Source organism: Duganella sp. P38 (assembly GCF_050859475.1).
Taxonomy (GTDB): Bacteria; Pseudomonadota; Gammaproteobacteria; order Burkholderiales; family Burkholderiaceae_D; genus Rugamonas.
Genome location: NZ_CP193936.1, coordinates 3,113,187 through 3,126,230 on the forward strand (window position 1 = coordinate 3,113,187; position 13,044 = coordinate 3,126,230).

The 13,044-nt window shown below is 66.0% G+C and carries 11 protein-coding genes; 7 read left to right on the top strand and 4 right to left on the bottom strand.

From position 1 onward, the window contains the following. The first annotated feature begins 63 nt into the window (after positions 1-63). The 4 genes from ACRQ5J_RS14475 to ACRQ5J_RS14490 all read left to right on the top strand — a co-directional run bounded on the left by ACRQ5J_RS14475 (position 64) and on the right by ACRQ5J_RS14490 (position 4,784). Complete coding sequence (locus ACRQ5J_RS14475) at positions 64-1,683, top strand: glycosyltransferase family 39 protein (RefSeq protein ID WP_432377603.1); 1,620 nt, start codon at positions 64-66, stop codon at positions 1,681-1,683. Positions 1,684-1,746: 63 nt separating this feature from the next. Continuing rightward, on the top strand, positions 1,747-2,787 hold the full coding sequence (locus ACRQ5J_RS14480; RefSeq protein WP_432377604.1) for a bifunctional UDP-4-keto-pentose/UDP-xylose synthase: 1,041 nt from the start codon (positions 1,747-1,749) through the stop codon (positions 2,785-2,787). Positions 2,788-2,820: 33 nt separating this feature from the next. Then, positions 2,821-3,483, top strand: a complete 663-nt coding sequence (locus ACRQ5J_RS14485) for a response regulator (RefSeq protein WP_432377605.1) — start codon at positions 2,821-2,823, stop codon at positions 3,481-3,483. Beyond that, a complete protein-coding gene (locus tag ACRQ5J_RS14490) occupies positions 3,480-4,784 on the top strand; it encodes an ATP-binding protein (RefSeq protein WP_432377606.1) in 1,305 nt (434 codons plus the stop codon). Before ACRQ5J_RS14485 ends, ACRQ5J_RS14490 begins: the two co-directional genes overlap by 4 nt. Position 4,785: 1 nt before the next feature. On the opposite strand, the gene ACRQ5J_RS14495 is transcribed toward ACRQ5J_RS14490, so the two are convergent. Together ACRQ5J_RS14495 and ACRQ5J_RS14500 are read right to left on the bottom strand one after the other, a co-directional pair. Next, complete coding sequence (locus ACRQ5J_RS14495; protein ID WP_432377607.1) at positions 4,786-7,044, bottom strand: TonB-dependent receptor domain-containing protein; 2,259 nt, start codon at positions 7,042-7,044, stop codon at positions 4,786-4,788. A gap of 111 nt (positions 7,045-7,155) precedes the next feature. After that, complete coding sequence (locus ACRQ5J_RS14500) at positions 7,156-7,614, bottom strand: TadE family protein (protein ID WP_432377608.1); 459 nt, start codon at positions 7,612-7,614, stop codon at positions 7,156-7,158. Between the two features lie 205 nt (positions 7,615-7,819). Here ACRQ5J_RS14500 and ACRQ5J_RS14505 point away from each other — a divergent pair, with 205 nt between their 5' ends. Beyond that, positions 7,820-8,842 carry a choice-of-anchor J domain-containing protein gene (locus ACRQ5J_RS14505; protein WP_432377609.1) on the top strand — a complete coding sequence of 341 codons (1,023 nt, stop codon included), beginning with the start codon at positions 7,820-7,822 and terminating at the stop codon, positions 8,840-8,842. Beyond that, on the top strand, positions 8,839-10,242 hold the full coding sequence (locus ACRQ5J_RS14510; protein WP_432377610.1) for a PA domain-containing protein: 1,404 nt from the start codon (positions 8,839-8,841) through the stop codon (positions 10,240-10,242). The genes ACRQ5J_RS14505 and ACRQ5J_RS14510 overlap by 4 nt, the downstream gene beginning before the upstream one ends. Positions 10,243-10,248: 6 nt before the next feature. Here the strand turns inward: ACRQ5J_RS14510 and ACRQ5J_RS14515 are convergent, their stop codons facing one another. Further along, positions 10,249-10,581 carry a PilZ domain-containing protein gene (locus ACRQ5J_RS14515; RefSeq protein WP_432377611.1) on the bottom strand — a complete coding sequence of 111 codons (333 nt, stop codon included), beginning with the start codon at positions 10,579-10,581 and terminating at the stop codon, positions 10,249-10,251. Between the two features lie 84 nt (positions 10,582-10,665). Between ACRQ5J_RS14515 and ACRQ5J_RS14520 the strand changes: the two genes are divergently transcribed. Continuing rightward, the gene (locus ACRQ5J_RS14520; protein WP_432377612.1) at positions 10,666-11,994 is read left to right on the top strand and encodes a RecQ family ATP-dependent DNA helicase; all 1,329 of its coding nucleotides are present in this window, start codon (positions 10,666-10,668) and stop codon (positions 11,992-11,994) included. Here ACRQ5J_RS14520 and ACRQ5J_RS14525 read toward each other — a convergent pair. Beyond that, a complete protein-coding gene (locus tag ACRQ5J_RS14525; RefSeq protein WP_432377613.1) occupies positions 11,899-13,035 on the bottom strand; it encodes an esterase-like activity of phytase family protein in 1,137 nt (378 codons plus the stop codon). The genes ACRQ5J_RS14520 and ACRQ5J_RS14525 overlap by 96 nt on opposite strands. Between the last annotated feature and the right edge of the window lie 9 nt (positions 13,036-13,044).

The window sequence follows — 13,044 nt, forward strand, 5'->3', positions numbered from 1 at the left end:
CGTTAATTCACCGTTAACGATGGCTCAAATAGACTGCGTGGTTTTATCTCACCGGTTTCCTTCATGGCTGTTTTTCTCCGCTCGCCGGCCGCGCTTTACCTGCTCGCCGCCATCTTTGCCGCCGCCTCGCTGCTGGTGCTCGACGTGCGCACCCTGATCCCGCCCGACGAGGGCCGCTACGCCGAGATGGCGCGAGAGATGTTCATCAGCGGCGACTGGGTGACCACGCGGCTGAACGGCATCAAATACTTTGAAAAGCCGCCGCTGCACGCCTGGATGAGCGCCGCCGCGTTCTCGCTGTTTGGGCTGGGCGAGTGGCAGGCGCGCTTGTGGAATGGCCTGTGCGGCATAGGCGGCGTGTTGATGGTGGCGCACACCGGCCGCCGCGTGTTCGGCCAGCGCGCCGGCCTGTATGCGGCGCTGGTGCTGGGTTCCATGCTGTTCTGGGCGGCTGGCTCGCAATTCAATTCGCTGGATTTGCCGGTGGCCGCCATCATGTCGCTGGCGCTGTGCGCGCTGCTGATCGCGCAGCGGGATGACGCCACGCCGGCGCAGCGCCGCATCTGGATGCTGGTGTGCTGGGCGGCTATGGCCTTGTCGGTGCTCGCCAAGGGGCTGATCGGCGTGGTGCTGCCGGCCGGTGTACTGGCCATCTACATCGTGGCAAGCGGCGACCGCGCCATCCTGCGGCGCCTGCACCCGATCAGCGGCTTCACGCTATTCATGGCGATTGCGCTGCCATGGTTCGTGCTGGTGGCGGCGCGCAATCCTGAACAGCCGCACTTCTTCTTCATCCACGAGCATTGGAACCGCTTCTTCCTGAAGACGCATCACCGCGAAGGCCCCTGGTACTATTTTCTGGTGCTGATGCTGCCGGCATCGTTACCATGGCTGCCGCTGTTGCCGAAAGCGTTGACCACGGCGCGCAAGCGGGTTGCGGGCCAGTTCCAGGCCGCGCAACTGCTGCTGGTGTGGACCGTTTTCATACTGGCTTTCTTCAGTTATTCCAGCTCCAAGCTGCCGGGCTACATGCTGCCTGTGTTCCCGGCGATGGCGCTGCTGGCCGGGGCCTATCTTGAGCGCGCGCCGCGTTCACTGGCGGTATTGGCGTCGGTACTGCTGGCCGTCATCGGCGTCGTGGGGCTGGCGTGCCTGCCATTCATTCCCGGCCTGGATACCATGCTGCTGTGGATCGCCTTTGTGGCGGCGCTGTTGGCAGGGCTGCTTGCGTGGCTTGCGGAGTCGCGCGGCCTGCGCACCGGCATGGTGGCGGCGCTGGCGGTCGGAGGCTGGCTGTTGACGCAACTGGCGATGGCTTCGCATGAACCGTTTGGCCGCAACAAGGCAGGCCTGCAGGCAGCGTTGGCGATACGCGCCGAACTGCGCGCGGAAACGCCGGTCTACTCGGTGGGAACCTATGAGCAGTCGATGACGTTCTACATGGGCCATACAGTGATTCCGGTCGCCTATGAGGACGAACTGAGTTTCGGCCTGGTGCAGGAGCCTTGGCGGGGCATCGCATCGCTAGACGAATTCCATGCACGCTGGCGCGCGGCCGCCGCGCGCGGCGAACCGCAATACGCGATCATGCGCAGCGATCTGTATTTTGCCGCGCGCCGTCTCGGCCTGCCGATGCGCGAACGCGCCAGTGCAGCGAATATCGTGGTGGTTTCGGCGCCTTAATGCGCCGTTAATGATTGCTTCGGCAGAATCGCAGACTTCAATGATTACCTGATGGTGCAGCAAGTGAAAAAAGTGCTTATTCTCGGCGTGAACGGCTTCATCGGCCACCACCTGTCGAAACGGATTCTCGACACCACCGACTGGCATGTCTACGGCATGGACATGAATACCGACCGCATCCCGGAACTGCTGGACCATCCGCGCATGCATTTCTTCGAAGGCGACATCACCATCAACAAGGAATGGGTGGAGTACCACGTCAAGAAGTGCGACGTGATCCTGCCGCTGGTGGCCATCGCCACGCCGTCCACCTACGTCAAGGCGCCGCTGCGCGTGTTCGAGCTGGACTTCGAGGCCAACCTGCCGATCGTGCGTTCGGCCGCCAGGTACGGCAAGCACCTGGTGTTCCCGTCGACCTCGGAGGTGTACGGCATGTGCCACGACGAGGAATTCGATCCCGAGAACTCGGAACTGATCTGCGGCCCGATCAACAAGCCGCGCTGGATCTACTCCAACGCCAAGCAACTGATGGACCGCGTGATCTGGGGCTATGGCATGGAGGGCCTGAACTTCACGCTGTTCCGGCCCTTTAACTGGATCGGCGCCGGCCTCGATTCGATCCACACGCCGAAGGAAGGCTCGTCGCGCGTGGTGACGCAGTTTTTCGGCCACATCGTCCGCGGCGAAAACATCTCGCTGGTCGACGGCGGCCAGCAAAAGCGCGCCTTCACCGACATCGACGACGGCATCGACGCGCTGATGCGGATCATCGCCAACCAGAATGGTGTCGCCAGCGGCAAGATCTACAACATTGGCAATCCTGCCAATAACTACTCGATCCGCGAGCTGGCGGGCATGATGCTGGACCTGGCCGGCAAATACCCGGAATATGCCGCCGGCGCGCGTCAGGTGCGGATTGTCGAAACCACCTCCGGCGCCTACTACGGCGAAGGCTATCAGGATGTGCGGAACCGCGTGCCGAAAATCAGCAACACCTGCGAGGAACTGGGCTGGGCGCCGCATACCCGCATGGCCGACGCGTTGAGGAAAATCTTCGACGCGTACCGCGGCCAGGTCGCCGACGCCAGGGCGTTGGTGGAGTAAGATAAAGCATTTGCAACGGTGGGAGAGAGCGGCGTGCGCCTGCTTCTGGTGGAAGACGATCCGATGATCGGTGAAAGTATCGTGGAAGGCCTGCGTGGCGAGAACTACGCGGTCGACTGGGTGCGCGACGGACGCGCCGGCGAACTGGCCTTGCAGACGGTCGATTACGATTTGATGCTGCTCGATCTCGGCTTGCCGGGCAAGCAGGGCATGGACGTGCTGCTGGCCGCCCGCAAGCGCGGCGCCGACCTGCCGGTGCTCATCATCACCGCGCGCGACGGCACGCCGGCCCGCGTGCAAGGGCTGGACGCGGGCGCCGACGACTACCTGGTCAAACCCTTCGACCTGGACGAACTGCTGGCGCGCATCCGCGCGCTGCTGCGCCGGCGCGTCAACCGCACGCGCTCCGTTATTGAGCATGGCGCGCTGACGCTGGACCTGGCCAGCCACGAGGTTAGCTTCGAGGGCCAGCCGGTCAAGCTGTCGGCCCGCGAGTTCTCCGTGCTGCGCGCCTTGCTGGACAGTCCCGGCAGCGTGGTGTCGAAGAGCCAGCTGGAAGAAAAACTGTATGGCTGGAACAGCGAGGTGGAAAGCAATACCGTCGACGTGTATGTGCACCACCTGCGCAAGAAATTCGGCGCCGACTTTATCAAGAACGTGCGTGGCGTCGGCTACAAGATTCCGGTGTCCCGATGATGACCATCCGCCGCCAGCTGCTGCTTGGCCTGATGGGGGCGATGCTGCTGTGCGTGCTGGGCGCCGGCGCCTCGCTATATCGCTCGCTGCTCAGTGAAACCAACGAGCTGGCCGACCTCCAGCTGCGCCAGCTGGCGGCGGCGCTGCCGCACGAGTTTGCGCCGGACAGCGGCATGCCCGCCGCCGAAGACCCCGAGGAAGAATTCGTGCTTCAGTCCTGGGACGAGGAGGGCAAGCAGCAATCGCTGCTGCCCGGACGGCAGGAGCTGCCGCGCTACGCGGTGCAGGGCTTCTCGATGGCGACGGTCGACGGCGAGCAATGGCGGCTCTACGGCGAAACACGGCGCGGCCGCTACGTGCAGGTGGCGCAGCGGATGGAGGTGCGCGACGAGCTGGCGGCCAGCATGACGCTGCGCGCCGGCGCGCCGCTGCTGCTGTTTGGCGCGGTGCTGGCGGTGCTGATCGTGGTGGTGGTGGGGCGCGCGCTGCGCCCGCTGAACCGGCTGGCGCAGGCGGTGGCCGGACGCTCGCCCGACGCCCTGACACCGCTGGCCACCGACGACATGCCGCCGGAATTGCGTCCGGTGGTGCTGGCACTGAATGGCCTGATGCAGCGGTTTGAGGCGGCGCTGACGGCGCAGCGCACTTTCGTGGCCGACGCGGCGCACGAACTGCGCTCGCCGCTGACGGCGCTCAAGCTGCAATTGCAGCTGGTGGAGCGCGCCGGCAGCGAGCAGGCGCGCCAGGTGGCGCTGGTCAAGATGCATGAACGGCTGGACCGCGGCACCCATCTGGTGCGGCAGTTGCTGAGTCTTGCGCGCCACGAGACGCCGCTGGGCGCGGCGCAGCGCCGGCCGGTGGACCTGGGCTTGCTGCTGGAGGCGGCGGTGGCCGACCATTCGGCGCTGGCCGACAGCCGTAATATCGATCTGGGCATCGAGGCGCCGACGCAGGTGGTGATCGTGGCCGACGCCGACGGCCTGCGGGTGCTGCTGAATAACCTGATCGACAACGCGCTGCGTTACACGCAGCAGGGCGGCAGGGTGGATTTGCAGACGGCGGTGGAAAACGGCCGCCCGCTGCTGCGGGTGCGCGACAATGGTCCGGGCGTGCCGGCCGAACACCGCGCGCGCCTGTTCGACCGTTTCTTCCGCCCCGACGGGCAGCAGGTGTGGGGCTGCGGCCTTGGCTTGTCCATCGTCCGCAACATCGCCGATCATCACCAGGCCGACATCGTGCTCACGGAAGCGGAAGCTGAAACGCGACGGGGCCTGTGCGTGACGGTCGTGTTCAAACCCTAGATCAGACGCCTGGCGGCGGGCCGCCGGCGCCAGGGCCGCCCGGACCACCGGGGCCGCCCGGACGCGGGCCCCAGCCGCCTTCCTCATGCTTGTCCGAACCCGACCCCGCGCCGCCGAAGCGGTACGACAGGCCGACATACACCACGCGGCCGTCGAAGCGGCGGGTGCTGGTTTCGCGCAGCGTATTGCTGTTGATGATGGTTTCCATCTTGTTGGTGTTGAACACGTCGGTGACGTTGGCCACCAGCGTCAGTTGCGGCGTCAATGTATGGCGCCAGCTGGCGTTGAGCGTGCGGTTCGGCGAGCGGTAGCCCTGGCCGGACAGCTGCTTGCCCATCATCTGCAAGGCCAGCTGGAACTGGTTGGCGGGATCGTACTGATAATTGAGTCGCACGCGGCCGCTCAGCGAGTTGGCGGTGCGTTCCACCAGCACGCCGCTGTCGTCGTAGAAGCTCTGCGTGGCGCGCATCAGGTTACCGCTGGTGTTGAGCGTCAGCGCTGGCGTCAGCTTGCCGCTGACCGTGAATTCCAGGCCGCTGGAATGGCTGCCTTCGCCATTGGCCTTGGTGGTCAGCAGCACGTTCGGCGCCACGAAGTAGCGGTAGTCGACGATGGCGTCGGTGTCGTGGCGGTAGTAGCCGCGCAAGTTGGTTTCCAGGCCGCCGAAGCGCGTTTCGTAGCCGATCTCGAAGGAGTCGGTCTTGGTCGGCTTCAGGTCCGGGTTGCCCGAGGAGACGTTGAATTCGTCGCGATAAGTCACATACGGATTGAGGTCGTTGGCGTTCGGGCGGCGGATGCGGCGCGCGTAAGAGAAGCGCAGGTTGGCGTCGCTGTTGACCTTGTACGTCGCGTACGCGCTCGGAATGTAGTTGATGTAGTGGTTCTTTGCCTGGACGCCGCCGGTGATCTGGTTGATGTCCATGTCGGTGTATTCGGCGCGCAGGCCGGCCAGCGCGCCCCAGCGCTCGTTCAGGCGCATTTGATAGGTGCCGTACAGCGCGTACACGGTTTCGTCCAGGTCGTAGGCGTTGGTGCGGCCGTTGTTCACGTGCGCCACGCCGGTGGCCGGATCGATATCGGTGTACAGCGTGTTGAAGGAGTTGTCGTTGGTCGCCACCTTGTAGCCGGCCTTGGCGGTGCCGCCCCACAGAGGACGCTCGTAGTCGCCGGTGAAGTCGACGATGCGGGTGCTGAACTGGTTGCGCTGCGTGGCGCGCGTGTCGGCCATGCCGGCGGTGGCGTAGTCGTTGGTGTAGTCGCTGTCGTTGTCGTTTTCCGAGGCGGACACGCGCAGGTCGATCTTCAGCGTCTCGCCCGGCAGTTCGCCCTTGTGGTCATAGCGGCCGCCCCAGCTGAAGTTGCTGCTGTCGCCGTTGCGCACGGTGCTGCGGACGTAGTCGCTGGCCGGAATCAGGCTGGTGGCGCCGTTGATGTAGTGGTCGCTGGAACGCTGGTCGTTGGTGCGGCTGTTGTAGGACACGCTGCCGGTCAGCGTGTCGGCCTGGCCGAGGTTGTAGCTGACGCTGCCGTTGACGCTGGCCATGTCGTTCAAGCCGCGCCCGGACGACTGCTGGCTGCTGTGCACGAACTCGCCGGTGTTGGCGTCGAGGCGGTCGCGGCTGACATCGGCCACCGAGTTGCGGCCGTCGTGGCGGACGTTGGCGCTGCCCTGGAAGCCCCACGCGCCTTCGTTGTAGCTGCCGTTGACGCCGCTGTTGTAGCGGCCGGCCGTGCCGGCGTTGCCGTTGACGGTGGCCATGCCGCCCGGCTTGCGGTTGCGGCGCATCACCAGGTTGAGGATCGGGCCGCCGCCAGCCTCGTTGCCGAACTGCGCGCCGGGATTGTTGATGACCTCGACCGATTCGATATCGTCGGCGGCCATGGCCTGCAGCGCCGGGCCGCGGTTGTCGCCTTGCAGCATCGCCGATGGCTTGCCGTCCACCATGATCTGCACATTGCTGCTGCCACGCAGCGTCACGCTGCCGTCCGGATCGACATTCACCGACGGCACATTGTTGAGCGCGTCGGCGGCGCTGCCGTTGGTGCTGGAGACGTCGGACTTGACGTCGTAGACCTGGCGGTCGATGCGGTTGGTCGGGCGTTCGGCCGAGACGGTCACCTCCGGCACCACCGGCGCGGCCTCTTTGGCCTTGGTGGCGGCGGCCGCCTTGCTGGCGGGCTGGTCGGAGGTGGTGGTTTGAGCGTAAGCGGGCAGGATGGCGCTGCCGGTCAGGCAGCAGGTAAGCAGGATCTTTTGCATGGTCTGGACGGCACACCGTCTCTGTACGGTAGAGTTGCCATTATACCAGCGCGAAATACGCCAAAACCCGCATTTACGCTTCTTTACCTGGGCTTTACATAGCGTGTTGCGTCAGGTGCCGGCATAGGCCATGGTGGCGCTCGACACCAGCAGAAAGTCGCCGCCTATCCAGTTCGAGGTGAAGCCGCCGAACAGCGTATCGACCGCGAGTATGCGGATCGTGACGGTGACGGTGGCCGGCAGCGAATAGCCGTCGCAGTAGGCGGCGCCGCAGATAATGGTGATCGTCGGCGGATACGGCGTGCTGGAAACAGCACTCAGTTCCGACTCGATCATGGCGCGCGCCAACGCCGTGTGATAGCCGATCTGCGCCGGATTTTTCATGTCGAGCTTGCTCACCGACGACAGGTAGCGGCTGGCGTTGCGCGCGGCCTTCTGCGCCACCTCATATTTATAATGCAGGCTGCCCGCCAGCAGCAAAAACATCAGCACCATGAGGATCACCGGCAGCGCGAGCGCAAGCTCGATCGTGGCGATGCCGCGGCACTTCAGGCTGGGGAATGGGCGCATGGTTGCTCCGTGTCGGTGGTCCGCCAATGCTGGCGGATGCAGGCGCAACTGCCTTGCGGCCAGACAAGAAATAGCGCCGCCGCGCGCGTCGTTCGGCGGCTGGCGTGACCGGCCTCAATTCTTTTCCATTTCCCCGGAACCTGGCGGCACGTCCCACGGTCTAACCACGGCAAGTTGAGCCATACAACGACTTCCGGGGGATGACATGGATCTGATTACACGCCTGGCCGGGCTGCTCGCAGTCACGGCCAGCTGCTCTGCCGCAGGCGCGCCCTTGCTGTTCGAGGAGTTTGACAACATCAACGCCCTGGCCGGCAAGGGCTGGCTGTTCGAGAACCGCAGTGCGCCGCCCGGCGTCAGCGGCTGGTTCCAGGGCAATCCGGTGGTCTTTCCCGCCGCCGCCGGTGCGGCCAACTCCTATGTCGCAGCCAATTTCAACAGCGCGGCCTATGGCGGCGACATCGACAACTGGCTGTTCACGCCGCAGCTGCAACTGGTCAACGGCGAATCGCTCAACTTCTCGCTGCGCTTGCTGGGCGAGGGCGCGCTCGACCGGGTGGAGGTGTATCTGGACGCGGGCGCCGGCTACGCCTTGCTGGCCGGCTTCGAGGCCGACGCCGATACTGGCTGGCAGGAGCGCGCGGTGCTGGTCAGCGGCCTGGCCGCGCCGGCCAGCGGGCGCTTCGGCTTCCGCTACGTGGTCGACGATACCAGCCTCAACGGCAACTACATCGGGATCGACTCGGTCAGCGTCAGCGCCGTTCCCGAGCCGGCCACGGTGGCGCTGATCTGCCTTGGCGCCATCGCGCTGCGGCGCCGCAAGCGGCCGCCGCGCCGCTGGCTGGGCTTCTTCGGGCTGTCGGCGCTGGCCGTGAGCGCCCATGCGGTGGAGCCCGATGGCAATGGCGTCATGCGTTTCACGCAGGTGAGCGTGGTCGCGCAGCAGGCCGCGCCGTCGCAAGCGGCAGCCGGTGGCTTCATGGCCTACAAGGACCCGCTCACCGGCCAGCTGACGCGTCCCGATCCGCAGCAGGCGGCGCTGCTGACCGCCGCCGCCCGCGCCCCCGCGCCGCTGGCGCGCCAGACGCCGCCGCAGCTGACGCGCGCGCCGCACGGCGGCGTCAGCCTGATGCTGGACGAACGCCAGGCGCGCTACGCCGTCGCCCGCAAGCATGCCGACGGCCGCGTCACCGAAAGCTGCGAACCGCAACGCGGAGCACGGCCATGAAAAAGCTGCTGACCGCCATCTGCATGCTGCTGCTGGCCGGCGCCAGCCAGGGCGCCGCCACCATCACCATCGTCAACGGCGACGCGCCGGGCGTCGGCTTCAATGACCAAACACCGGTGGCGCCGGTCGGCGGCAACGCCGGCGTCACGCTCGGCGCGCAACGGCTGAACGCCTTCCAGGCCGCCGCCAGCAAATGGGGGCAGACGCTCGATAGCAACGTGCCGATCCGCGTACTGGCCACCTGGGACGCCTTGCCGTGCACCGATACCGCCGCTGTGCTCGGCAGCGCCGGCGCGCTGGAAGTGTTTGCCGACTTTCCCGGCGCGCCGCAGCCCAACGCCTGGTACGGCAAGGCGGAAACCAATAAACTGCTCGGCTTTGACGCCGACCCCGAGGTGCCGGACCTGCGCGCGCGCTTCAACGTCAACCTCGGCCAGCCGGGCTGCTTCACCGGGTCGCCGTTCTATCTCGGCCTGGACAACAACCACGGCCCCAATACCGACCTGGTCACGGTACTGCTGCACGAGTTCGCTCACGGCCTCGGGTTCCAGACCTACACCGACGACCAGACCGGCGAGCTGCTGGCCGGCATCCCCAGCATCTGGGACTATTTCCTGCTTGATACTACCACCGGCAAGGCATGGAAAGACATGAGCAATGCCGAACGCGCCGCGTCGGCGGTCAAGTCGGGCAAGCTGGTGTGGAACGGCGTCCAGGTCAGCAACGCCGCGCAGAGCGTGCTGCAGGCGGGCACGCCGGTGCTGACCGTGCTGACGCCGGCCGAGGTCGCGGGTGTGTATCAGGTCGGCGGCGCCGCCTTCGGGCCGCCGCTCAACAGTCCGGGCCTGACCGGCGAGGTGATGCCGGTGGTCGATACGCCGCCGGACCAGGGGCTGGCCTGCGCGCCGCTGTCGCCGCTGAACGCGCGCGCGGTCAGGGGCCGGATCGCGCTGGTCGATCGCGGCGCCTGCGCCTTCACCGCCAAGGCGCGCAATGTGCAGGATGCCGGCGCCGTCGGCATGATCGTCGCGGACAACGTTGCCGGCGCGCCGCCGCCGGACCTCGGCGGCAGCGATCCGGCCATCGTCATTCCGGTGGTGCGCATTACGCTGGAGGACGGCCAGGCGCTCAAGGACGCCGTTGCCAGGCGCGCGCGCACGCGCTCGGGCATGTACGCCAATATCGGCGTCAATCTGGCGGTGCGCGCCGGCGCCGATCTGCTGGGGCGGGTGCTGATGTATGCGCCGCGGCCGAACCAGCCCGGCTCGTCGGTGTCACACTACGATACCAGCGCGCGCCCGAACCAGCTGATGGAGCCGGCCATCAACGCCGACCTGCGGCACGAGGTCAAGCCGCCATGGGACCTGACCTATCCGCTGCTGAAGGATATCGGCTGGTAGCGGCGCTTACGCCGGCGCCGTCGTCACGTAGTCGACGATGCGGTCGGCGCAGGCCTCGGAAATGGCGATGAAGCGGGCGCCGTTGCGAAAGCGCCCGTGCGTGCCGATGGCGTTGCTGTGCACCACGGTCAGCGTGATCTCGTTGCGGATCGCGCTGCCGGGGAAGCTGAAGTTGAGCAGCAACTGCTCGTCGGTCGGCATGGCGTGGTCGCTGACAAAGGCCACGCCCATGCGCGAAATATCGATGATCTGGGTCGGCCGGCTGGACTGGCCATGGATGTCGCTGACGTAGGCGTCCACCTGCAGCAGGCGCCTGACATGTTCTCTTCTCGGGTCCATCGTTTTTTGGGATAGCCGCTTAAAAGCGATAGTATAGTGTGGCTGCGCACATACCGGCTATCTGAATTTCACTACGCTGCGGGCATGACTACCTCGCTCAATACCCAGATAGATCGCCTGCTCCGCAAGGTGTTCGGCATCGACGCGCTGCGCGATGGCCAGCGCCGCGTCATCGACAGTGTGCTGGCCGGCCGCGACACGCTGGCCGTGATGCCGACCGGCAGCGGCAAGTCGCTGTGCTACCAGCTGCCGGCGCGGCTGATGCAGGGCGTCACCGTGGTGGTGTCGCCCCTGATTTCGCTGATGAAGGACCAGGCGGAGAAGCTGGAGGAGGCCGGCATCGCGCGCGCCGCGCAGGTCAACAGCAGCCTGTCGCGCGCCGATGAGCTGGAAGCGCTGGAAGCGATTGAAAATGCCGGCAAGGACGTCATCTTCTGCACGCCCGAGCGTCTCGCCACGCCGGAATTCCAACAACTGCTGCAACAGGCGCAGATCGCGCTGGTGGTCATCGACGAGGCGCACTGCATTTCGCAATGGGGCCATGACTTCCGCCCGGCCTATCTGGAAATCGGCGCCGTGCTGGAAACGCTGGGCAAGCCGCAGGTGCTGGCGCTGACGGCCACCGCCACCGACGACGTCATCGCCGACATCCGCGTGCAACTGGGGCGGCCCAAGCTGCGGGTGGTCAACACCGGCATCTACCGGCCCAACTTGCAATACCGGGTGCGCCAGGTGACGAATCCGCAGGAAAAGAACCAGGTGCTGCTGGACCTGGTCCGCAACACCGGGGGCGTTGGCATCATCTACGCCGCCACTGTCAAGGCGGTGAAGGAGGCGTACCACCTGCTGGCCGATGCCGGCGAAAGCGTCACGCTGTACCACGGCCGCCTGAAAGCGGCGGAACGCAGCGAGAACCAGAACCTGTTCATGAACGGCGAGCGCCGCGTCATGGTGGCCACCAACGCCTTCGGCATGGGCATCGACAAGACCGACACCCGCTTCGTGATCCACCTGCAGGTGCCGGGCAACCTGGAAGCGTATTATCAGGAGTCCGGCCGGGCAGGGCGCGACGGTGAAGACGCCGAATGCACGCTGCTTTACTATCACGACGACACGCGGCTACAGAAATTCTTCCTCATGAAGAGCAAGGCGCCCGACGAGAAGCATGAACTGGACCGCGAAAAGCTCGAACGCATGATCGCTTACGCGCAAAGCGGATTTTGCCGCTGGAAGCTGCTGCTCGACTACTTCGGCGACTCCGCGCCCAACTTCGAGCGCTGCTGCCGCTGCGACAACTGCCTGTCGCCGCCCGCCATCTCAGGGGAGCACTTCGAACAGCAGGAACTGGGTGACCTGGGCCTGGTTAAAGTTGTCGTCGGAAACCAGCACCAGGCTGGCGTGGCCGTTGGCTAGGCGCGGGCCGAAGGCGATGCCCTCCAGGTTATCGATCACCGGCAGGCCCAGGGTGGCCAGGTCCAGCACCAGCCGCTTGCGCACCGGCGTATAGCTGGCCGCCTTCAGCGATTGGGTGTGCTGCACATCGGTGGCGTGGGCGGTGTCGATCTCGTGCAGCCGCACGAAGGTCTGGTAGCCGCCATCGGCGCCTTGCACGCCGGCCCGTTCCAGCACCAGCAGCTTGCTGTCGCCGATTGCCAGTATCTCGGAAATGCCGTTGTTGGACGCCATGCCCGGTCCCGGCCTGGCCGGAATCGCATCCAGCGGATAGACGTACTGCCCCAGCACCTTGCCGTCGCGGCTGAAATGCGTGATGCGGCTGGCGGCGCCGTGCGTCGGATCGGGCAGCGGCCCGTCCTGGTAGAGCGGTCCTTCCAGCGAGGCCCATAGCGAATTTCCATCCGGCGAAAAGCTCAAGCCCTCGAACGCCTCGTTGTTGCGCGGCCCGGAGCGCTGATCCTGCGCCACCGTGAACAGCGGCGGCAGCGGCAAACCGGCCACGAAGCGGCCATCGCGCGCGGCATGGCGCACGAAGGGATCGAGTCCCAGCCGCGCATCGCCCTCGCTGGCGTACCAGATGCTGGCGTCGCGCGGATCGACGCGCAGCGCTTCCAGGTCCGGCACCGCGCCCACGCCGGGCCGGTAGGCTTCCTTCGACGGATAGGCGCTGCCGTCGGGCTGCCGCATCGTGGTCACGCCGGTCAGTTGCACCGACGTGAACGCGTGCTGGTCGAACGCCAGCCTGGCGCGGTAGTAGCGCGCCGGATTGTGCTGCGAGCGGTCGTCGCAGATCATCACCCATTCATCGTTGGCGGCATCGTAATCGATGCCGGACAGGCCGCCGACCAGCGTGCCCTGGTACCGCATATGCCAGGGCAGGCGCTGTTCGCCGATGAAGCGCAGTTGCGTGACCGCGTCCTGCTGGCGCGGCGGAAGCTCGGCGCAGCCGGCCAACGTCAAGGCCAGCCCGCAGGCGAGGGTGATGAGTGGCTTGTTCATGGGCCGCGA

Coding starts and splice junctions, on each gene's coding strand:
- ACRQ5J_RS14495 (WP_432377607.1), bottom strand. CDS start 7,044: ATGCAAAAGATCCTGCTTACCTGCTGCCTGACCGGCAGCGCCATCCTG.
- ACRQ5J_RS14500 (WP_432377608.1), bottom strand. CDS start 7,614: ATGCGCCCATTCCCCAGCCTGAAGTGCCGCGGCATCGCCACGATCGAG.
- ACRQ5J_RS14505 (WP_432377609.1), top strand. CDS start 7,820: ATGGATCTGATTACACGCCTGGCCGGGCTGCTCGCAGTCACGGCCAGC.
- ACRQ5J_RS14520 (WP_432377612.1), top strand. CDS start 10,666: ATGACTACCTCGCTCAATACCCAGATAGATCGCCTGCTCCGCAAGGTG.
- ACRQ5J_RS14510 (WP_432377610.1), top strand. CDS start 8,839: ATGAAAAAGCTGCTGACCGCCATCTGCATGCTGCTGCTGGCCGGCGCC.
- ACRQ5J_RS14525 (WP_432377613.1), bottom strand. CDS start 13,035: ATGAACAAGCCACTCATCACCCTCGCCTGCGGGCTGGCCTTGACGTTG.
- ACRQ5J_RS14515 (WP_432377611.1), bottom strand. CDS start 10,581: ATGGACCCGAGAAGAGAACATGTCAGGCGCCTGCTGCAGGTGGACGCC.
- ACRQ5J_RS14475 (WP_432377603.1), top strand. CDS start 64: ATGGCTGTTTTTCTCCGCTCGCCGGCCGCGCTTTACCTGCTCGCCGCC.
- ACRQ5J_RS14490 (WP_432377606.1), top strand. CDS start 3,480: ATGATGACCATCCGCCGCCAGCTGCTGCTTGGCCTGATGGGGGCGATG.